Origin of the sequence: Streptomyces hawaiiensis (genome assembly GCF_004803895.1) — a bacterium.
In the GTDB taxonomy this organism is placed as follows: Bacteria; Actinomycetota; Actinomycetes; order Streptomycetales; family Streptomycetaceae; genus Streptomyces; species Streptomyces hawaiiensis.
Genome location: NZ_CP021978.1, coordinates 6,673,948 through 6,693,521, shown reverse-complemented (window position 1 = coordinate 6,693,521; position 19,574 = coordinate 6,673,948). Strand labels below are relative to the sequence as shown.

The window sequence follows — 19,574 nt, the reverse complement described above, 5'->3', positions numbered from 1 at the left end:
GCATGACCGCACCGATCACCCGCGAGGATCCGCGCCCGTGGCAGCAGGCGCTGCGCGCCCAGTTCCCCATCGTCACCGGGCACCCCGAGCTGGCGTACCTGGACAGCGCGGCCACGGCACAGAAGCCGCAGGCCGTCCTGGACGCCGTGCAGACGTATCTGACCACGTCCAACGCCAACGCCGCGCGCGGCACCTACACCTGGGCCAACCGCACCACGGAGCTGGTCGAGCGGACCCGCGGGCGCGTGGCCCGGTTCCTCGGGGACGACCGGCCGGAGCACTCCGCCGTCCACTTCACCGGCGGCACCACCGAGGGGCTGCGCAGCATCGCCCGCGACTGGCTGCCGGGCTTCCTGCGCGACGGCGACGAGATCGTCGTACCGGACGCCGACCACCAGGCCAACATCACGCCCTGGCTGGAGGTCCAGCGGCTGCTCGACCGGGAGGGCGTGCACGTCCGGGTGGTGCCGATGCCGTACCAGAGCGGCTCCGGGGACTACGACCACCGGGCGCTGACCGAACGGGCGGGCCCGCGCACCCGGTTCGTCGCCACCACTCATGTGCACCACGTCTACGGCAGCGACATGAACGTGCAGCGCATCCGCGAGGCCGTCGGCCCGGACGCGGTCATCTGTCTGGACGCCGCGCAGAGCGTCGGTCATCTGCCGGTGTCCGTGGCGGAGCTGGATGTCGACTTCGTGGTGTTCTCCGGGCACAAGGCGCTGGCCCTGCCCGGTTCCGGGGCGGTGTGGGCCCGGCAGGCGCGCGGGCCGGCGTTCGTGCCCGGCGGGTGGAGCGGCACCCCGAACACCGTGGGCATCGCCTCGCTCGAAGCGGCCCTGGACTGGCTGGAGGCGGCCGGTGTCGACCGGATCGAGCGCTGGACGGCCGACCTCGCGGCCCGGCTCACCGAGGGGCTGCGCCGGCTGGACGCCTACGAGATCCTCGGCTGCCCGCTCAGCCTGGCCGCCGACACGACCGTGCAGCGCCGCCAGGGCATCGTGACTCTGCGGCACCGCGCCATCGACTCGGGCGACCTGGGGTTCATCCTGTTCAGCCACGGGTTCATGGTCCGCTCCGACCATCACTGCCAGGGTGACGCGGGCGAGAAGACCGGTTCGGTGCGGGTGAGTCTGCATGTGTACAACACGGTTGAGGAGATCGACCGGCTGCTGTCGGTTCTCGCCTCACTCCCGTGACACCGCCGACCAGGCGTAATGGGAACCGTTTCCACCTGTAGGCTCGGACCGGAATGAGTCAGGTGCGAGACGGCGAGGTGGCGCGACCGGATGGGGCTGAGCATGGCGACGGCGGAGCGATGGGTGGAGCGCTGGGAGCTCCAGCAGCAGCGGTACGCCGTCGACCGCGAGGAGCGGTTCACGGTGATCGCCGATGTCGTCGAGCACGTCACGGCGGGGCGCGTGACCCCGCCCCTCGTCGTGGACCTGGGCTGTGGGCCCGGCTCCCTCGCGGCCCGGCTGATCCGGCGGCTGCCGGACGCCGAGATCGTGGCCGTGGACCGGGATCCCCTGCTGCTGGAGCTGGGCCGCACCCACCACCCGGACGCGGCCCGCTACGTCGACGCGGAGATCGGCGCGCCCGGCTGGGTATGGGCCCTGGATCTGGACCGGCCCCTGGACGCGGCGGTCTCCACGACGGCCCTGCACTACCTCGACCGCGACACCCTGCTCGACACCTACCGGCAGCTCGCCGCGCTGCTGCGTCCCGGAGGCGTCCTCGTCAACGGTGACCATCTCCCCCAGGGCGAGACCGGCCCGGCCGGGATCGCCGCCCATGTCGGGCGCTGCCGGGCCGCCCGGCAGCGGGCGTTCGCGCACGAGGACTGGGGCTCCTGGTGGGCCGCGGTCGGCGACGACCCGGAGCTGACCGACCTCCTGGCCGAGCGCCGCCGCCGCGAAGCCCCCCTCGACACCCCCGCCGGACTCTCCCTCTCCGCCCACCTCGAGCTGCTCCGGCAGGCGGGCTTCGGCACGGCCGGCCCGGTGTGGCAGTACGGCGACAGCTGCGTGGTCGTGGCGGTGCGCTAGAAGCCCCCTGGCCCGGCGATTCACTCGTGCACCCGCTCCGGGTGGCGGGTGGGGGCGGGCACTCCGACAATACATGCAGGGATCGCTATATGTTAATGTCGCCATGCCCGCCCGACCGAAGCACCTCGGGCGGCCACCAGCACACACGAGGAGCACCACCATGACCACCGCCGAGCACATCACCCACGAGGACCACGCGCACGCCCACGGCGACGACTGCGGCCACCTCGCCTTCCCCCACGGCGACCACACCGACTACGCCCACGACGGCCACATCCACCGGATGCACGAGGACCACGCCGACGAGTGCGCGAACGGCGGCCACGCGGTGCACCGGAACCACGACCACCAGCACGGTGACGACTGCGGCCATCTGGCCGTACGCCACGACGACCACACGGACTACGTGCACGACGGCCACCGCCACGCCGCCCACGAGGGACACTGGGACGACCACTGACAGGTTCCGCCCCCGGCGAGGGAGTGAACTGGAAATCGTTGTCACATGCTAATGTGCGCATATGACAACGACGCCCTCTCACCCGACGGACGAGCCGGACCCGACCCTGCAGGCGGCCAGTGAGCTGCTGCGCGCTCTGGCCTCCCCCGTACGGCTGGGCATCGTGCGCGAGTTGTCGGGCGGCGGGAAGTACGTCCATGAACTGGTGGCGGCCCTGGGCGTGAGCCAGCCGCTGGTCTCCCAGCACCTGAGGGTGCTGCGCACCTCCCGGATCGTCACCGCCCGGCGTCAGGCCCGCGAGACGCGGTACACCCTCACCGACGACCACGTGGCGCACATCGTGCTGGACGCCATCCGGCACGCGCAGGAGTAGCGCCTCTCAGGTCAGGCCGCCCCAGTGGACGGTGCGGTCGCACCAGCGCTCCAGCAGGACGCGGTCGTGGCCGACGGCCAGCAGGGCGGCGCCGGTCGCGGCCCGGTAGTCCTCGACGGCCGCGACCAGGGCGGCGGCCGTCGAGGCGTCGAGCATCGCGGTCATCTCGTCGCACACCAGCAGGCGCGGGCGCAGCACCAACGCCCGGGCGAGACAGGCGCGTTGCAGCTGCCCGTCGCTGACCTCGTGCGGCCGCCGGGTCAGCAGGTCGGGGGTGAGGCCGACGACGGGGGCCAACTCGGCGACCCGGCCGGGGACTTCCCTGCGGCGGCCGGTGGCGCGCAGGGGCTCGGCGATCAGGTCGGTGAGCGGCAGCCGCGGGTCCGCGGAGAGCCTGGCCTGCTGGAAGACCATCCCGAAGGCGGTGCGCCGGTCGCGCGGGGCACGGTGGCGCCAGCGCCGCACGGGCTCGCCGTCGAGGAGCAGGGTGCCGGAGTCGGGGCGGTGCAGCAGGGCCGCGACCCGCGCGAGGGTGGACTTGCCGCAGCCGCTCGGTCCGAGCAGGCCGACGGACTCGCCCGGCGCGACGGTCAGCGACACGTCCCGGACCACCGGGGCGTTCCCGGCGTATCCGGCGGTGATGGAACGCAGTTCAAGCACGGACGTCCTCCGGCACGTACGGGTGGTGGCAGGCGACGGTGCCGGTGGGCGGCGGGGCGGCGCAGGTGCCGGTGGCCCGGTCGCAGCGGGCGGCGAAGGCGCAGCCGGCCGGAAGCGCGCCGAGCTCGGGCGGCATGCCGGGGATGGGGGTGAAGGCGCGCTCGGGCAGGGCCTGGAGCAGGCCGCGGCTGTACGGGTGGCGGGGCCCGGGCGAGCCGAAGAATGCGGCGGCGTCGGCGAGTTCGACGATCCGTCCGGCGTACATGACCGCGACCCGGTCGGCGATGCGCTCGGCGGCCGCCAGATCGTGGGTGATCATCAGCAGGGCCCGGCCGCGGCCGCCCTCGCCCGGGTCGTCGACGTGCCGCCGCAGTTCGTCGACCGTACGGTCCACCAGATCGCGGTCGAGGCCGGTGGTCGGTTCGTCGGCGAGCAGCAGGGGCGCGTCGCCGACCAGGGCGAGGGCGGTGGCGGCGCGCTGGGCGAGTCCGCCGGAGAGCTGGTGGGGGTGGCGGTCGAGGTGGTCCGCGGGGAACGCGGCCCGTTCGGCGGCGGCCTCGGCGGCGGTCCGCAGGGCGGCGCGCCCCCGGGTCGCGGTCAACGCCGCGACGGTCTCCTCCAGTTGGGAGCGGACGGTGCGGACCGGGGTGAGGTGGGCGGCCGGGCTCTGCGGGACGAGGCCGATGAGCCGCCCTCGCACGGTGCGTGCGAGGGTCCGCTCGTCGGCCGTGAGCAGGTCCAGGCCGCCGAGGAGGGCCGAGCCGGCGGTCTGGGCGTTGCCGGGGAGCAGCCCGAGCAGGGCGGAGGCCAGCACGGACTTGCCGCAGCCGCTCTCCCCGATCAGGGCCAGGCACTCGCCGGGTGCCACGTCGAACCGGGCGTCGGTGACGGCGGCGACACGGCGCCCCGCGGGCATCAGGAACCGCACGGAGAGCCCGCGGACGGACAGCACAGGGGTGACATCCATGCCGGCGCTCACAGCATCAGCTCCGATCGGTGACGGGGATGGATCCGCTCCCGCCAGGCCCCGGCGAGTCCGGCGATGGCGAGGGTCGGGACGATGAGGAGGAGGCCCGGGAAGAGGGTCGGCCACCACTGGCCGGCGAGGAGCGAGCCGCGGGCGCTCTGGATCAGGGTGCCGAGGCTCGCCGTGTGCGTGGGCAGCCCGAGTCCGAGGAAGGACAGCGCCGACTCGTGCCACATGGCGTGCGGCACCATCAGCACGGCGGCGAGCGCGGCCTGGGGAAGGACGGCGGGCAGCAGGTGCCGTACGGCCACCCGCCACCGGGACGCCCCGCCGGAGACGGCGGCGTCGACGTACGGCCGCGACCGCAGCGACAGCACCTCGGCACGGACGATCCGGGCCGTGGACAGCCAGTGGGTCAGCGCGACCGAGATCACCACCGGCCACACCCCGGGGCGGAACATGGCGACGATGAAGATGCCGAGCAGCAGATGCGGCACGGACGAGAACGTGTCGACCACCCGCATCAGGGCCCGGTCGGCCCACCCGCCCAGCGCCCCGGCGGCCGCGCCCACCGCTGTGCCGACGACGGTCGCGGTCAGCGCCGCCGCCACTCCGACGAGCAGCGAGACGCGCAGGCCGTAGACGCAGCGCAGCAGCAGGTCGCGGCCGACGTCGTCGGTGCCGAACGGGTGGGACCAGGACGGCGTTCGCAGCTTGGCGGCGAGGTCGACGGCCTGCTGGTCGAGCTGGACCAGCGGCGGCACGAGCAGCACGGCGAGGACGGTCGCGGCCACCAGCACGGCGGAGGTGCGCACGCGCAGGGCGCGGGTGGAGCGGCGCTTCGGTCCGTGCGACCGCCATGCGGTCTTCTGCGGGGCGCCGGCGGGCGCCGGTGCGTCACATGTCACTGAGCTTCACCCTCGGGTCGAACAGTCCGTAGAGCAGGTCGGCGAGCAGGTTCCCGGCGAGGACGGCGGCGGTGGCCAGGGTGGTCAGGGCGGCGAGCAGCGGGAAGTCGACGGCGGTGGCCGCCTCGACGGTGGCCGCGGCGATGCCCGGCCAGCTGAAGACGCTCTCCACCAGCAGCGCCCCGGTGATGAGTTCGGGGACGCGGGAGCCGATGAGCGTGAGCACCGGCAGGAGCCCGGAGCGCAGGGCGTGGCCGAGCAGGACGGTGCGTTCGCTCAAGCCCCGGGCCCGGGCGCCGCGGACGGGGTCCTCCGCCAGGGCGTCGCCGACGCCCTGGCGTACGTACAGGGTGAACCACGGCAGTTGGGACACGGCGAGGACGCCGGCGGGCAGGACGAGATGGCTCGTGACCTGGCCGGGCGTGACCTGTTCGCTGCCGGTGTCGGTCAGGCCGCCCGCCGGCAGGACGTCCCACTGGAGGGCGAACAGCCAGATGGCGAGCAGCGCGATCCAGAAGACGGGTGCCGCCTCCAGGGTGTAGGCGAGGGAGGTGACGGTCCGGTCGACGAGCGAGCCGGGGCGGCGGGCGGCGAGCACGCCGAGGAGGGTGCCCACCAGCACGGCGGCGGCGAAGGCGACCGCGCAGAGCAGCGCGGACCACACGAGCCGTTCGCCGATGACCTGGGCGACCGGTTGCCGCATGACGCCGGAGTGGCCGAGGTCGCCGCTGAGCGCGGAGGTCAGCCAGTGCCACCAGCGGGCGGCGAAGGGCTGGTCCACGCCGAGGTTCTCGCGCAGCCGGTCCAGGGTCTGCTGGTCGGCGCCGAGCGCGGAGGTGCCGGCGTACGCCTTGACGGGGTCGAACGGGGAGGCGGCGGCGATGGCGAACACGCCGAAGGTGACGACGAGCAGGACGGGGACGGCGAACAGGGCCCGCCGTCCCGCCAGCCGTGCCATCGCTCCCCAGGGGAGGCGGGTCACTTCTTCGGCTGCCAGTCCTCGATGTTCCACCAGGGGCCGCTGGCGAAGCCGTGCTCGTGCGGCTCCAGCTGGGTGTTCAGGCCCTCCCAGCGGTCGGCCAGGACGTAGAGGTGGTCGATGTGGGTGAGGAAGGTGTAGCCAGGGTCCTGCACCAGGGCGCGTTGCAGCTTGTCGTAGGCGGACTCGCGCTCGGCCGGGTCCTGGCCGCGGCGGCCGTCGTCCAGGGCCCGGTCCACGGCGGGGTTGTCGTAGCGGGCCATGTTGTTGAAGCCGTCGCCGGCGAGGGAGGAGTGCAGCAGGGTGTAGAGGCCGAAGTCGGGGTCGCCGGTGCTGCCGAAGCCCGCGAGGACCGCGTCGTCCTTCATGCGCGGTTCGATGACCTCCCAGGTGGCGCTCTCCACCCGCACGTCGATGCCGGCCTTCTTGGCGTCGGAGGCGTAGGCGAGGGCGTGGTCCTGGCGGACCTTGTCGCCGGAGGGGTAGAGCAGGTCGAAGGACGCCCGCTGTCCGTCCTTGGCGCGGATGCCGTCCTTGCCGGGCTTCCAGCCGGCCTCGTCAAGGATCTTCTCGGCCTTGCCGAGGTCCTTGGCGCGCTCGATGTCCTCGGTGAAGGCGGGGTCGTCGACGGGCAGCGGCCCGTACGCCGGGCGGCCCGCGCCGTCGAGGATCTTGTCGACCATGGCCTCGCGGTCCACGGCGGCGTCCAGGGCCCGCCGGATCGCGCGGTCGCCGGTGACCTGGTTCGCGGTGGGGAGGGTGACGGCCCGGAAGTCGTAGGACCGGGCCTCGTAGGTGCGCTTGGCGTCGTCGCCCTGGAACGTGGCGGCGAGGTTGGGCGGGAGGACCGCGCCGTCGAGGTCGCCGGAGCGCAGGCGGGTGGCGCGCACGTTGTCGTCGCCGATGACCGCCATGGTGAAGGTCTTCACCTTCGGCTCGCCGTCCCAGTAGCGGGGGTTGGCCTTGAAGGTGAGCTTCTCGCCCTTGCTCCAGCCGGCGAGGACGTACGGCCCGGTGCCGACCGGCTTCGTGTTGAAGGAGCCGGTGTTGGGGTCCTGCTCGCCGGCGATGTGCTCGGGGACGACGGGCAGCACGGTGCGGGCGGCGAAGGGGGCGTAGGGGTACTTGAGGGTGAAGACGACCTGGTGGTCGCCGTTCGCCCGGACGTCCTTGACGGCGTCCAGCTCGCTCTTGAAGGTGTTGTTGGTCTTCGGGTCGAGGGCGGTCCGGTACGTGTAGACGACGTCGGCGGCCGTCAGCGGTTCGCCGTCGCTGAACTCGACCCCGTCGCGCAGGGTGTAGGTGTAGGTGCGGCCGCCGTCGGTGATCTTCGGCAGTCCGGCCGCCAGAGCGGGCTTCAGCCTCAGGTCGGCGTCGCGGGCGAGGAGCCCGTCGAAGATCTTGGAGTTCCCGTCCTTGCCGTAGCCGAGCAGCGGGCTGAGGGTGTCCGGCTCGGACGCCACCCCGAGCACGACCGACCCCGCGGACTTGCCGTCGCCCGAGCCGCCGCTGGGAGCCGAGCAGGCGGTGACCGCCGCGGCCAGCGCCGCCGTGACGGCGGCCCCTCGTATCCGACGGGTCGACATGTGACCTCACACCCTTGTTGCTCTAGCCATGTTGTTGCATAGACCTCGCAATTAAACAGGATCGGCGGGCTTCCCGGGTCCGGGTCGCCCGCCGATCCGTTCACCTTCGTGCGTTCAGGCCCGGGTCAGGGTGATGTCCCGGTCCTGGACCGCGTGGAAGGTGGGCAGCGGCAGGCCGCTGAAGCTGCGCAGCTCCATCAGGGTGGACTCGACGTGGGCCGCCCCGGCCACGAGCGCCCTGGACACGGTCCGGCCCGTGTTCGCCCAGCGGTGCGCCACGCCGTCGCACACGGCCCGGGTGCCGCCGATGCCGTGACGGGTCGTGGAGGCGCCCTGGCGCACGGAGGAGCTGACGAAGACCGGGCCGCTGGAGCCGGCGCAGCGGTAGGTGCCGGACAGGGTGACGGTGCCGTCGGTGGCGATCCGGCCCACGGCGTCGACCGTGACGGAACCGGCCGGGGCGGGGGCGGAGGCGGTGGCGGGCGCCGCGCCGGCACCGGCGAGCAGGAGCAGCGCGGCACCGGCCGCCGCGCCGAGAAGGGGACGTACACGCATGGGGGGAACCTCCCGAAAAGAGTGGAACTGTGGCTTCCACTCGTACCCGGCCCTTGAGGCGGGCGCCCGCGAGCCTCACCCTTTCGGCGGCGGCTCCGCGCCGGCCGTCGCGGAGCCGTCCTGGGAATGTCCTGGGCGTGTCACGCTTCCCGCCGGGCCGTTCCGATGAGTTCGGGACGGGAGGATGGTCTGTCTGTACGCGTCATACGAAATCCTTCGGATGGCCCTGCCGACGTGGAGGTGCGCCATGTGTGCCCACCAGCCCCTGTGCCCCGCGACCGACTCCCCCGCCGCGCACGTCGTGGCGGCCCGCCCCGAGCAGGGCTGGAGCCTGCTGTGTGACGGGACGGTCGTCTTCGACGACACCGGCGAACTGCTGCCGGACGGGCGCGTGGTGCAGCCGCGCCGGGCGACGGCACAGGGGCTGGCCGTCGCGGCCTGACCGGAGGGCCGCTCCACTGCGGCACGACGGTCGCTCTACGGCAGGACCGCGAAGCCGTCCAGTTCCACCATCGCCTCCGCGTCCCACAGCCGGACGACCTGGACGACCGCCATGGCGGGATAGTGGCGCCCCGCCGACTCGCGCCACAGACGGCCCAGTTCGGCCGCGTGCGTGCGGTACGCCTCGACGTCCGTGGCGTAGACGGTGACGCGGGCCAGGTCGGACGGTGTGCCGCCGGCCGCGGTGAGGGCGGCCAGCAGATTGGCGAGGGCCCTGCCGAACTGCTCGGGCAGGGTGCGGCCGACCACCTTGCCGTCGGTGTCGAGGGCGGTCTGCCCCGCCAGGAACACCACCCGTGACCCGGACGCCACGACGGCGTGGGAGAAGCCGGCCGGCGGGGACAGCTCGGGCGGATTGACGCGCTCGGTGCTCACGGGGCCTCCTGACGGGCGTACAACTCCTTGGCGATGATGCCGCGTTGCACCTCGCTGGCCCCCTCGTAGACGCGCGGGGCGCGCACCTCCCGGTAGAGGTGTTCGAGCAGGTGGCCGCGTTGCAGGGCACGGGCGCCGTGCAGCTGGACGGCCGCGTCGACGACGTACTGCGCGGTCTCGGTGGCGAGCAGTTTCGCCATCGCGGAGCGTCGGGGCACGTCCGGGGAGGCCGCGTCGTACGCGGATGCCGCCGCGTGAACCATCAGCCGGGCCGCCTCCGTGCGCAGGGCCATCTCGGCGACCTGGTGCGCGACGGTCTGCAGATCCCGCAGCTTGCCCCCGAAGGCGTCCCGCCCGGCGGTGTGGGCGAGGGTCGCGTCGAGAGCCGCCTGGGCCATGCCGACGGCGAACGCGCCGACGCTGGGCCGGAACAGGTTGAGCGTCCCCATGGCGACCCGGAAGCCGCGGTCGACCTCACCGAGCACGTCGTCGGCCGTCACGGGCACGGCGTCGAAGCCGAGGGCGCCGATGGGGTGCGGCGAGAGCATGTCGAGTCCGCGGCCGGTCAGGCCCGGCCGGTCGGCGGGCACGAGGAAGGCGGTCACGCCGCGGGCCCCGGAATCCGGGGTGGTCCGGGCGAAGACGGTGTAGAAGTCCGCCTCGGGGGCGTTGGAGATCCAGCACTTCTCTCCGGTGAGGCGCCAGCGGGCGGTGCCGTCGGGGGCGGCGGTGAGTGCCGCACCGGCCGGTGCCCGGCCGCCCGGTGAGGCGTCCGGCTCCGCCCTCAGCTCCAGCGCAGCCGCGTCCGATCCCGCCCCCGGCTCGCTCAGCGCGAAGGCCGCGATCGCCGTGCCGTCGGTGACCCCGGGGAGCCAGTGGGTGCGTTGTGCCCGGGTGCCGTAGGCGTGGACCGGGTGGGCGCCGAGGCCCTGGAGGGCCAGGGCCGTCTCGGCCTCCGTGCAGGCGTAGGCCAGGGACTCGCGCATCAGGCACAGGTCGAGCGCACCAGAGGTGAACAGGCGCCCCAGCAGTCCGAGGCCGCCGAGTTCGGCGACCAGGGCGCGGTTCACATGCCCCGGTTCGCCCTTGTCCGCCAACGGGCGGAGCCGTTCCGCGGCGAGGGTGCGCAGTTCGGCGCACCAGGCGAGTTGTGCCGGTTCGAGCGAGAATGCGGTCATCGCCGGTCCCTTCTCCGCCACCCTGCGTTCCGGCTGGGCCACTCCGAGGCTATCGCGGACCGTTGACTGTCGTCACCAACACGATACGCTCCAGGGGCGAGCCCACCACGCCAAGGGGGCGAACCGTATGCATCCACGGGGCACGGCCCACGTCGACTCCTTCGCCCGGGACCATCTGCCACCCCCGGACCAATGGCCCGAGCTCCGTTTCGATCTGCCGGAGCTGCACTACCCCGAACGGCTCAACTGCGCCGCCGAGCTGCTGCACGGCCCGCCCGACGACCGCCCGGCGTTCCTCACCGCCACCGGCGAGCCGTGGACGTACGGCGCTCTGCGCGCCCGCGTGGACCGCGTCGCGCATCTGCTCACCGGTGAACTCGGCGTCGTCCCCGGCAACCGGGTGCTGCTGCGCGGCCCCACCACGCCCTGGCTCGCGGCCTGCTGGCTGGCGGTGCTGAAGGCGGGGGCCGTGGCGGTCACGGTGCTCGCCCAGCAGCGCCCGCACGAGCTGAGCACGATGTGCGAGATCGCGCGGGTGCGGCACGCCCTGTGCGACATCCGGGCCGTCGACGACCTCGCCAAGGCCGAGATCCCCGGCCTGCGGATCACGGCCTACGGCGGTGACGCCCCTGACGACCTCCTCAACCGCCCGGCGCCCGGCACCCCGTACGAGGCCGTGGCGACGGCGGCCGACGACGTGGCGCTGATCGCCTTCACCTCCGGCACCACCGGCCGCCCCAAGGGCTGTATGCACGTCCACCGGGACGTCCTGGCGATCGCCGACACCTTCTCCCGGCACGTCCTGAAGCCCGGCGCGGACGACGTGTTCACGGGCAGCCCCCCGCTGGGCTTCACCTTCGGTCTCGGCGGGCTGGTGGTCTTCCCGCTGCGGGCCGGCGCGAGTGCCCTGCTGCTCGAACAGGCGGGCCCCCGGCAGCTGCTCCCCGCGATCGCCCGGCACCGGGTCTCCGTGCTGTTCACCGCGCCGACGGCGTACCGCGCGATGCTCGACGAGCTCGACGGGTACGACGTCTCCTCGCTGCGCCGCTGCGTCTCGGCCGGCGAGAACCTGCCCGCGGCCACCTGGCAGGCCTGGCGCGAGCGCACGGGCCTGCGCGTCATCAACGGCATCGGCGCCACCGAGTTGCTGCACATCTTCATCTCCGCGGCCGACGACCGGATCCGGCCCGGGACCACGGGCGTTCCCGTGCCGGGCTGGGACGCGCGCGTGCAGGACGCGGACGGCCGGCCCGTACCCGACGGGCAGCCGGGACTGCTCGCCGTACGCGGACCGGTCGGCTGCCGGTACCTCGCCGATCCGCGGCAGCGGGACTACGTGCGCGACGGCTGGAACATCACCGGCGACACCTACGTCCGCGACCCCGACGGCTACTTCCGCTACGTCGCCCGCGCCGACGACATGATCATCTCGGCCGGGTACAACATCGCCGGCCCCGAGGTGGAGGACGCGCTGCTGCGGCACCCGGACGTGGTGGAGGCGGCGGTCGTGGGGCGGCCCGACGAGGCCCGCGGGCAGGTCGTGCTGGCCTTCGCCGTCCTCAAGGAGGGCGCGCGGCGGGACGCCGAGGCGCTGCGCGCCTTCATGAAGAGCGAGCTGGCGCCGTACAAGTGCCCGCGCGAGATCGTCTTCCTGGACGCGCTGCCGCGCACGGCCACCGGCAAGCTCCAGCGGTTCAGACTGCGCGCCCACGGGGTACCGGAAGGCGACCGGGACTGATCCGTACGACCTAAGATGATCAACGTGTCCGACCAGCATGCACCACGGTCTCTCATCGTCACGCTCTACGGCGCGTACGGCCGCTTCGCGACGGGCCCCGTGCCCGTCGCCGAACTGATCCGGCTGCTCGCGGCGGTCGGCGTGGACGCCCCGTCCGTACGCTCCTCCGTCTCGCGGCTCAAGAGACGGGGACTGCTCGTGCCCGCCCGCACCGCCCAGGGCGCGGCCGGGTACGAACTGTCCCCGGACGCCCGCCAGTTGCTCGACGACGGTGACCGCCGCATCTACGCCTCGGCTCCGCCCGAGGACGAGGGCTGGGTGCTCGCGGTGTTCTCCGTGCCGGAGTCGGAGCGGCAGAAGCGGCACGTACTGCGCTCCCGGCTGGCCGGGCTCGGTTTCGGCACGGCCGCTCCGGGCGTGTGGATCGCGCCCGCGCGGCTCTACGAGGAGACCCGGCACACGCTCCAGCGGCTGCGGCTGGACGCGTACGTCGACTTCTTCCGCGGCGACCACCTCGGCTTCACCCCGACCGCCGAGGCCGTCGCCCGGTGGTGGGACCTGGCGGCCGTCGCCAAGGAGCACGAGGCGTTCCTCGACCGCCACGCGCGCGTGCTGCACGAGTGGGAGAAGCGCGAGGACACCCCGGCCGAGGAGGCATACCGGGACTACCTCCTCGCCCTGGACTCCTGGCGCCACCTCCCCTACACCGACCCGGGCCTGCCGTCCGAGCTGCTTCCCGCCGACTGGCCGGGGGTCCGCTCGTCGGCGGTGTTCCGGGGGCTGCACGAGCGGCTGCGGGACGCGGGAGCGGAGTTCGTGGGGCTCTGACCTCCGCACACCGCCCGGTTTGCCGCGTTTGCTCCGCTGTGGAACGGTCAAACGATGTCCGCGAGTGGACGGAGCGCACACCGGGAGGCGGACCGAGGGATGACCGTCACCACACCACCGAGGACGGCAGGCGCCCGCTCGGACCGGCTCCCGTGAGGCGGTGGGGGCGCTCGGTGCGCGGCGGGTGGGAGCGGGCCGGCGCGCACACCCTCGTCCGGCAGGGCAGCGAGGTGGAGTTGCTGCACCGGGCCATGGGGTTCGCCACGCTCGCCCTGGTCACGCTGGCACCGCTGCTGATCGTGGTCGCCGCCGCCGACCCCCTGGGGCGGGGCGGGTTCGCCTCGTGGCTGGCCGACGGGATGGGGCTGTCCGGGCGGTCCGCGCGGGTGCTGACGGACATCATCAGCCCGCCGCGCAAGGTCATCGGCACCACGAGCGTGTTCGGCGCGGTGGCGCTCGCCGTCTTCGGCGTCGCGTTCGGCGGGAGTGTGCAGAACGGCTACGAACGGATCTGGGGCCTGCCGTCGGGCCCGTGGCACCGGGTCTGGCGGCAGGCGGTGTGGATGATCGCGGTGACCGCGTACCTGTACCAGGAGGTGCAGACGCGGGGCCTGGCCTCGGGGCCGGAGCGGATCGCGCTGAGCGCGGCGTCCGGCGTGCTGTTCTTCTGGTGGGGGCAGCACTTCCTGCTGGGCGGACAGGTGCGCTGGCGCGATCTGCTCCCGGGGGCGGTGGCCACCGTGCTGGGGCTGGGCGGCCTGCGCATGTTCTCCTACTTCGTCTTCACCCCCCTCATCGTCACCAACGCCATCAGCTACGGAGCGGTCGGCGTGGTCCTCGTCGTGGAGTCCTGGCTCATCGGCGTGGGCTACGTCGTCTACGGCGGCGCGCTCCTCGGCCGCTGGGCCCTGGAGCACCACGGGCACGGGTATCGCGACAGGTAGCCGGCCTCTCAGCCGAGCCGCACGGACCGCGCCCGGACGCGGCGTGCCCCGTCCTCGCGGCGGCCCTGCCATCGGCCTGCCGCACGCAGCGCCGGGCGCGGGTTCTCCGCGCGCCGCCCACCGCGACCGCCGGCAACCGCGCGCCGGGCCCGGCCCCGCCCCGAGCACGGGGGCCTCGGCCGCCGACGCGGGGCGCGCCCAGCAGCGTCGGCTCGGCGGCACGGGATCCGCGGCCCGGGTCCGGCAGTCACAGGGACGGACCGGCCGTCTCCGGCGGCGCGGCCGGAAACGGCAGCGCCGTTCTGTACAAACGCACATGCCACCCCCAGGGATCCCGCTTCCGGCTCATGCGAACCCACAGGGGACTTTCCCCTCGCAGCTGCGGCATTATCATCGGCGCATGCCCAGCAGAGGGAGCGCAACCGTGATGACCCCAACCGTGCGCCGGAACCGCCGCCCGCTCCAGGGGGCCGCGGTGGCAGCCGCCGCCCTGCTGGCCCTGGGTGCCTGCTCGTCGTCCGGCGCGGACTCCTCCGCGAAGCCGGACTCCTCCGGGTCGGGCAAGCTCTCCGGTGAGGTGACCGTCTTCGCCGCGGCCTCGCTGAAGGAGAGCTTCACGACGCTGGGCGAGCGGTTCGAGAAGGAGCACCCCGGCACGAAGGTCACCTTCAGCTTCGGCGGCAGCGACTCCCTCGCCGCGAGCATCACCGGAGGCGCCCCGGCGGATGTCTTCGCCTCGGCCAGCCCCAAGACGATGAAGATCGTCACGGACGCCGAAGATGCCTCGGGCCCGCCCGTGACCTTCGTCCGCAACAAGCTGGAGATCGCCACCCTGCCGGGCAACCCGCACCACGTCTCCTCCCTGGAGGACCTCACCGCACCGGACCTGAAGGTCGTGCTGTGCGACAAGGAGGTGCCGTGCGGCGCCGCCGCTCACAAGGCCCTCGACGCGAGCGGGCTGAAGCTCACACCCGTCTCCTACGAGCAGGACGTCAAGGCCGCGCTCACCAAGGTGGAGCTTAAGGAGGCCGACGCCGCCGTCGTCTACAAGAGCGATGTCCACGCGGCGGGCGACAAGGTGGCGGGCGTGGAGTTCCCCGAATCCGCCGACGCCGTCAACGACTACCCGATCGCCCTGCTCAAGGACGCGAGGAACGCCGGGGCGGCCAAGGCGTTCATCGCGCTGGTGCGATCCGCCGAGGGCCAGAAGGTCCTGAGCGGGGCCGGGTTCCTCAAGCCGTGACCTCCCCGACCGCCAAATCCCGCGAAACGGCCGGCACCCTCCGGGGCGGCCCGCGGCGTCGGCGCGTGCGGACGGGCGTCCCGCTGCCCCTGCTGCTCCCCGCGCTGATCGGCCTGGCCTTCCTGATCGTGCCGCTGATCGCCCTGCTCGTGCGGACCCCGTGGCACAGCCTGCCCGAGCAGCTGACCAGTCCGGACGTGTGGCAGGCCCTCAGGCTGTCCCTGCTGTGCGCCACGGCGGCCACCGCGGCCAGCCTGGTCATCGGCGTGCCGCTGGCCTGGCTGCTGGCCCGCGTCGACTTCCCCGGCCGCGGCCTCGTACGCGCCCTGGTGACGCTCCCCCTCGTCCTGCCTCCGGTCGTCGGCGGTGTGGCGCTGCTGATGGCGCTCGGCCGCAACGGCATCGTGGGGCAGTGGCTCGACTCGTGGTTCGGGATCACGCTGCCCTTCACCACCGCCGGGGTCGTGATCGCGGAGGCGTTCGTGGCGATGCCGTTCCTCGTCATCAGCGTCGAGGGCACCCTGCGGGCCGCCGACCCTCGCTACGAGGAGGCGGCCGCCACCCTGGGGGCGTCCCGCTTCACCGCGTTCCGCCGGGTCACACTGCCGCTGATCGCGCCGGGCATCGCGGCGGGCGCGGTCCTCGCCTGGGCGCGGGCCCTCGGCGAGTTCGGCGCGACGATCACCTTCGCCGGCAACTTCCCCGGCCGTACACAGACCATGCCCCTGGCCGTCTACCTGGCCCTGCAGAGCGACCCGGAGGCAGCCATCGCCCTCAGCCTGGTGCTGCTGGCGGTGTCGGTCGCGGTGCTCGCCGGGTTGCGTGACCGCTGGATGCGTGCCGGATGACCGAGACCCACGAGCAGCACGCACACGCCGGCACCGCGACGGACGGACTCGACGCCCGTCTCGTCGTGGACCGCGGCGGCTTTCGTCTCGACGTGGCGCTGGCCGTCGCGCCCGGCGAGGTCGTCGCCCTGCTCGGGCCGAACGGCGCCGGCAAGACCACCGCGCTGCGCGCCCTCGCCGGCCTGACTCCGCTCTCCGGCGGCCATCTGCGGCTGGACGGCACGGAGCTGGACCGTACGCCGCCGGAGGGCCGCCCCGTCGGTGTCGTCTTCCAGGACTACCTGCTCTTCCCCCACCTCACAGCCCTCGACAACGTCGCCTTCGGCCCCCGCTGCCAGGGCGCGAGCAAGGCTGAGGCCAGGGCGCAGGCCGCCGAGTGGCTCGATCGCCTGGGCCTCGCGGCGCACACCGGCGCCAAGCCGCGCAGGCTCTCCGGCGGCCAGGCCCAGCGCGTCGCCCTCGCCCGGGCCCTGGCGACCCGCCCCCGGCTGCTGCTCCTCGACGAGCCGCTGGCGGCGCTGGACGCCCGCACCCGTCTGGAGGTCCGCGCCCGGCTCCGGCGCCATCTGGCCGACTTCGAGGCGGTCGCCGTGCTCGTCACCCATGATCCGCTCGACGCCATGGTGCTGGCGGACCGGCTGGTGGTCGTGGAGCACGGCCGGGTCGTCCAGGAGGGCACCCCGGCCGACATCGCCCGCCACCCCCGCACGGACTACATCGCGCAGCTGGTCGGCCTGAACCTCTACCGGGGCGAGGCCGACGGTCACGCCGTCCGCCTCGCCGACGGGCCGGTCCTCACCACCACGGAGGTCCTGTCCGGCCCGGTCTTCGTGGCGTTCCCGCCCGGGGCGGTCACCCTCCACCGCGACCGGCCCACCGGCTCCAGCGCCCGCAACCTGTGGCGCTGCGAGGTGGTCGGCCTGGAGACCCACGGCGACCAGATCCGGGCCGACCTCACCGGTGGCCTCCCCCTCGCCGCCGACCTCACGACGGTCGCCGCGGCCGAGCTCGACCTCCACCCGGGCGCGGAGGTCTGGGCGACGGTGAAGGCGACACAGACCCACGCCTACCCGGTCTGAATCCCCGCGGGTCAGGCCGCAGCCCTGACCGGCGAGCCCTCCGGGACGACGGCCTCACGCACGACGCGGCGGCGCCGGACCGGCAGGACCGTCGGGTGGGCGACGCCCCAGGCCGCGCCCTTGCAGACAAGTTCCTTGTAGAGCGCGGCGAACCGGCCGGTCAGGGCTGCCCGGACGGCGCGGTCGTCGGCGGTGACGTACTGGATCAGGCCGTCCCGGCGGCCCAGCGAGACGCACTGGTTGAAGTAGCGCAGCGGCACGTCCGGGAGCTTGCCACCGGTCAGACGGGCCGCGATGGAGTCGGCGGCCTGCCAGGCGGTGGGGATGCCCGAGGCGCACGACATCCGCAGGGGCTTGTCCGCGGGACCCCTCACCAGGGCCGCGTCACCGATGGCGTACACGTCCGGGTGCGACACCGAACGCATGGTCCGGTCGACCACGATCAGGCCGGTGCCGGTGACGTCCAGGGTGGTGGCCTGTGCGATCGGGTGGACGGCGAAACCCGTGGTCCAGACGGTGACCGCGGCCGGGAGGGTGGTGCCGTCGGCGGTGGTGACGCGGTCGGCTTCGACGGCGGTGACGGCGGTGTGTTCGTGGGCGGTGATGCCGAGCCGGTCGAAGACCTTGCGCAGATGCCGGGCGCCCCTGGCGGAGAGCCAGTCGCCGAGGCCGCCGCGGGCGGCGAGGGCGACGTCGAGGTCGGGGCGGGCCTCGGCGATCTCGGTCGCGGCCTCCACGCCGGTGAGGCCGCCGCCGACCACGACCACGGGCTCACCGGCGGCCAGGCCGGCCAGGCGCTCGCGCAGCCGGAGCGCTCCGGGACGACCGGCGATCTCGTGGGCGTGCTCGGCGGTACCGGGCACCCCCTGGTCGTTCCAGCCGCTGCCGAGGGCGTACACGAGGGTGTCGTACTCCAGTTCCTCTTCCCTGGGCTCCCCGGTGCCGTCGGCGCCGAGGGCGGCGACGGTGACGGTCCTGCGGTCGACGTCGAGGGCGGTGACCTTCCCCTGCTTCAGGGTGACACCGGTGCCCGCGAACATCTCGCCGAGGGGCCGGGGCGCGAGGTCCTGGCCGGATGCGAGCTGGTGCATCCGGACGCGCTCGACGAAGTCGGGCTCGGCGTTGACGAGAGTGAGGGCGACGTCTTCGCGGTGCAGCCGCCTGGCGAGGCGCCCGGCGGCGGTGGCTCCGGTGTAGCCGGCTCCGAGGACGACGATGCGGTGCTGCATGGCGTGACTCCTGTCATGACGGCTGTCTCCAGCGGACTCGACCCTTGAACCGGGCGGCCCGCCGTTTCCTGACAGGAACGCGATGTGAAGCACCTCACATCGGGATCGGTCAGCTCAGAAGGCGTCGAACAGGGGGTCCCCGTGGTCGCCGGCGGCCCATCGCCGGGTCGCGCGTTCCAGCTTGTCGGGGTTGACCTGGTTGCGGAACGCCGCGATGCCGTCGGCGGTGACCTCCAGGCACATGACGCCGATGACGCGGCCGTCGAGGACGGCCACGACGGCGGGGTCGCCGTTGGCGGTCGACGCGTAGACCGAGGGAGAGCCGCCGACCAGGGCGCGCTTGGCCTTGCCCGGTTTGAACAGGCCCCGCATGAACGTGGCGACCGCGAGGGCACCCTCGAACGCCTTGGCACGGGCCGGGACCTTCCCGCCGCCGTCGCCGACCGAGACGGCGTCCTGGGTGAGCAGCCGCACGAGCGGCTCGGTCCGGCCGCTGGCGGCGGCCGCGAGGAACTCGTCGATGATCCGGCGCGCGGCGGCGTCGTCGATCTCGGTGCGCGTGCGGGCCCTGCCCTGCGCGATGTGCTTCTTCGCGCGGTGGAGGATCTGCTGGCTGGCGGCCTCGGTGATGTCGAGGATCTCGGCGATCTCCCGGTGCGGACAGTCGAAGGCCTCCCGCAGCACGTACACCGCCCGCTCGTTCGGGGAGAGCCGCTCCAGCAGCACGAGCACCGCGTACGAGACCGATTCACGCTGCTCGGCGGTGTCGGCGGGCCCGAGCATGGGGTCCCCGGCGAGCAGCGGCTCGGGAAGCCACTGGCCCACATAGGTCTCGCGCCGCGCACGGGCCGAGGTGAGCTGGTTGAGGCACAGGTTGGTGAGCACCTTCGTCAGCCATGCCTCGGGGACCTCGATGCGGTCGGTGTCGGCGCCCTGCCAGCGCAGGAACGTCTCCTGCACGGCGTCCTCGGCCTCGCTCGCCGACCCGAGGAGCCGATAGGCCACGGCCTCCAGGCGCGGCCTGAAGGCCTCGAACCGGTCCACGTCCTCCACGCTCAACGCCATGCCCCGGATA

21 protein-coding genes are annotated in these 19,574 nt (G+C 73.6%); 11 read left to right on the top strand and 10 right to left on the bottom strand.

The window, feature by feature from the left end; all coding sequences use genetic code 11:
- Window positions 1-2 precede the first annotated feature (2 nt).
- The 4 genes from CEB94_RS30865 to CEB94_RS30850 all read left to right on the top strand — a co-directional run bounded on the left by CEB94_RS30865 (window position 3) and on the right by CEB94_RS30850 (window position 2,881).
- Window positions 3-1,199, top strand: coding sequence for an aminotransferase class V-fold PLP-dependent enzyme (locus CEB94_RS30865; RefSeq protein WP_175435286.1), 1,197 nt, complete (start codon window positions 3-5; stop codon window positions 1,197-1,199).
- A 90-nt stretch (window positions 1,200-1,289) separates the two neighbouring features.
- Window positions 1,290-2,048 (top strand): class I SAM-dependent methyltransferase, encoded by a 759-nt coding sequence (locus tag CEB94_RS30860; protein ID WP_175435285.1) that lies wholly within the window; start codon window positions 1,290-1,292, stop codon window positions 2,046-2,048.
- Between the two features lie 160 nt (window positions 2,049-2,208).
- Window positions 2,209-2,508 carry a hypothetical protein gene (locus tag CEB94_RS30855; protein ID WP_175435284.1) on the top strand — a complete coding sequence of 100 codons (300 nt, stop codon included), beginning with the start codon at window positions 2,209-2,211 and terminating at the stop codon, window positions 2,506-2,508.
- Between the two features lie 61 nt (window positions 2,509-2,569).
- The gene (locus CEB94_RS30850) at window positions 2,570-2,881 is read left to right on the top strand and encodes an ArsR/SmtB family transcription factor (protein ID WP_175435283.1); all 312 of its coding nucleotides are present in this window, start codon (window positions 2,570-2,572) and stop codon (window positions 2,879-2,881) included.
- A gap of 6 nt (window positions 2,882-2,887) precedes the next feature.
- Here the strand turns inward: CEB94_RS30850 and CEB94_RS30845 are convergent, their stop codons facing one another.
- The 6 genes from CEB94_RS30845 to CEB94_RS30820 form a co-directional block, all read right to left on the bottom strand.
- Complete coding sequence (locus CEB94_RS30845; protein WP_175435282.1) at window positions 2,888-3,541, bottom strand: ABC transporter ATP-binding protein; 654 nt, start codon at window positions 3,539-3,541, stop codon at window positions 2,888-2,890.
- The gene (locus CEB94_RS30840) at window positions 3,534-4,508 is read right to left on the bottom strand and encodes an ABC transporter ATP-binding protein (RefSeq protein ID WP_175435281.1); all 975 of its coding nucleotides are present in this window, start codon (window positions 4,506-4,508) and stop codon (window positions 3,534-3,536) included. Before CEB94_RS30840 ends, CEB94_RS30845 begins: the two co-directional genes overlap by 8 nt.
- Window positions 4,509-4,516: 8 nt before the next feature.
- A complete protein-coding gene (locus CEB94_RS30835) occupies window positions 4,517-5,416 on the bottom strand; it encodes an ABC transporter permease (RefSeq protein WP_175435280.1) in 900 nt (299 codons plus the stop codon).
- The gene (locus CEB94_RS30830) at window positions 5,406-6,374 is read right to left on the bottom strand and encodes an ABC transporter permease (RefSeq protein ID WP_175435279.1); all 969 of its coding nucleotides are present in this window, start codon (window positions 6,372-6,374) and stop codon (window positions 5,406-5,408) included. The genes CEB94_RS30835 and CEB94_RS30830 overlap by 11 nt, the downstream gene beginning before the upstream one ends.
- Window positions 6,375-6,394: 20 nt before the next feature.
- Window positions 6,395-7,981, bottom strand: coding sequence for an ABC transporter substrate-binding protein (locus CEB94_RS30825; protein WP_175435278.1), 1,587 nt, complete (start codon window positions 7,979-7,981; stop codon window positions 6,395-6,397).
- Between the two features lie 114 nt (window positions 7,982-8,095).
- A complete protein-coding gene (locus CEB94_RS30820) occupies window positions 8,096-8,536 on the bottom strand; it encodes a DUF6299 family protein (protein WP_175435277.1) in 441 nt (146 codons plus the stop codon).
- Window positions 8,537-8,783: 247 nt separating this feature from the next.
- Here CEB94_RS30820 and CEB94_RS30815 point away from each other — a divergent pair, with 247 nt between their 5' ends.
- Complete coding sequence (locus CEB94_RS30815; RefSeq protein ID WP_175435276.1) at window positions 8,784-8,978, top strand: DUF5999 family protein; 195 nt, start codon at window positions 8,784-8,786, stop codon at window positions 8,976-8,978.
- 35 nt (window positions 8,979-9,013) lie between these two features.
- Here CEB94_RS30815 and CEB94_RS30810 read toward each other — a convergent pair whose 3' ends face one another.
- Together CEB94_RS30810 and CEB94_RS30805 are read right to left on the bottom strand one after the other, a co-directional pair.
- Window positions 9,014-9,412, bottom strand: coding sequence for a RidA family protein (locus tag CEB94_RS30810; RefSeq protein ID WP_175435275.1), 399 nt, complete (start codon window positions 9,410-9,412; stop codon window positions 9,014-9,016).
- The gene (locus CEB94_RS30805; RefSeq protein WP_175435274.1) at window positions 9,409-10,590 is read right to left on the bottom strand and encodes an acyl-CoA dehydrogenase family protein; all 1,182 of its coding nucleotides are present in this window, start codon (window positions 10,588-10,590) and stop codon (window positions 9,409-9,411) included. Before CEB94_RS30805 ends, CEB94_RS30810 begins: the two co-directional genes overlap by 4 nt.
- A gap of 127 nt (window positions 10,591-10,717) precedes the next feature.
- On the opposite strand from CEB94_RS30805, the gene CEB94_RS30800 reads away from it, so the two are divergent.
- The 6 genes from CEB94_RS30800 (at window position 10,718) to CEB94_RS30775 (ending at window position 17,270) form a co-directional block, all read left to right on the top strand.
- Window positions 10,718-12,328 carry an AMP-binding protein gene (locus CEB94_RS30800; RefSeq protein WP_175435273.1) on the top strand — a complete coding sequence of 537 codons (1,611 nt, stop codon included), beginning with the start codon at window positions 10,718-10,720 and terminating at the stop codon, window positions 12,326-12,328.
- Window positions 12,329-12,343: 15 nt separating this feature from the next.
- Window positions 12,344-13,156, top strand: a complete 813-nt coding sequence (locus CEB94_RS30795; RefSeq protein ID WP_175435272.1) for a PaaX family transcriptional regulator — start codon at window positions 12,344-12,346, stop codon at window positions 13,154-13,156.
- A 152-nt stretch (window positions 13,157-13,308) separates the two neighbouring features.
- Window positions 13,309-14,100 (top strand): ribonuclease BN, encoded by a 792-nt coding sequence (locus tag CEB94_RS30790; protein ID WP_175435271.1) that lies wholly within the window; start codon window positions 13,309-13,311, stop codon window positions 14,098-14,100.
- 427 nt (window positions 14,101-14,527) lie between these two features.
- Entirely contained in the window at window positions 14,528-15,343 is an 816-nt protein-coding gene (modA, locus tag CEB94_RS30785) for a molybdate ABC transporter substrate-binding protein (RefSeq protein WP_175435270.1), read from the top strand.
- Window positions 15,340-16,191, top strand: coding sequence for an ABC transporter permease (locus CEB94_RS30780; RefSeq protein WP_175435269.1), 852 nt, complete (start codon window positions 15,340-15,342; stop codon window positions 16,189-16,191). The genes modA and CEB94_RS30780 overlap by 4 nt, the downstream gene beginning before the upstream one ends.
- Window positions 16,188-17,270: an ABC transporter ATP-binding protein gene (locus tag CEB94_RS30775; RefSeq protein ID WP_175435268.1), complete on the top strand. Its 1,083-nt coding sequence runs from the start codon at window positions 16,188-16,190 to the stop codon at window positions 17,268-17,270. The genes CEB94_RS30780 and CEB94_RS30775 overlap by 4 nt, the downstream gene beginning before the upstream one ends.
- 11 nt (window positions 17,271-17,281) lie before the next feature.
- Here CEB94_RS30775 and CEB94_RS30770 read toward each other — a convergent pair whose 3' ends face one another.
- Together CEB94_RS30770 and sigJ are read right to left on the bottom strand one after the other, a co-directional pair.
- Window positions 17,282-18,499 (bottom strand): NAD(P)/FAD-dependent oxidoreductase, encoded by a 1,218-nt coding sequence (locus tag CEB94_RS30770; RefSeq protein WP_175435267.1) that lies wholly within the window; start codon window positions 18,497-18,499, stop codon window positions 17,282-17,284.
- Between the two features lie 114 nt (window positions 18,500-18,613).
- Window positions 18,614-19,564: an RNA polymerase sigma factor SigJ gene (sigJ, locus tag CEB94_RS30765; RefSeq protein ID WP_175435266.1), complete on the bottom strand. Its 951-nt coding sequence runs from the start codon at window positions 19,562-19,564 to the stop codon at window positions 18,614-18,616.
- Between the last annotated feature and the right edge of the window lie 10 nt (window positions 19,565-19,574).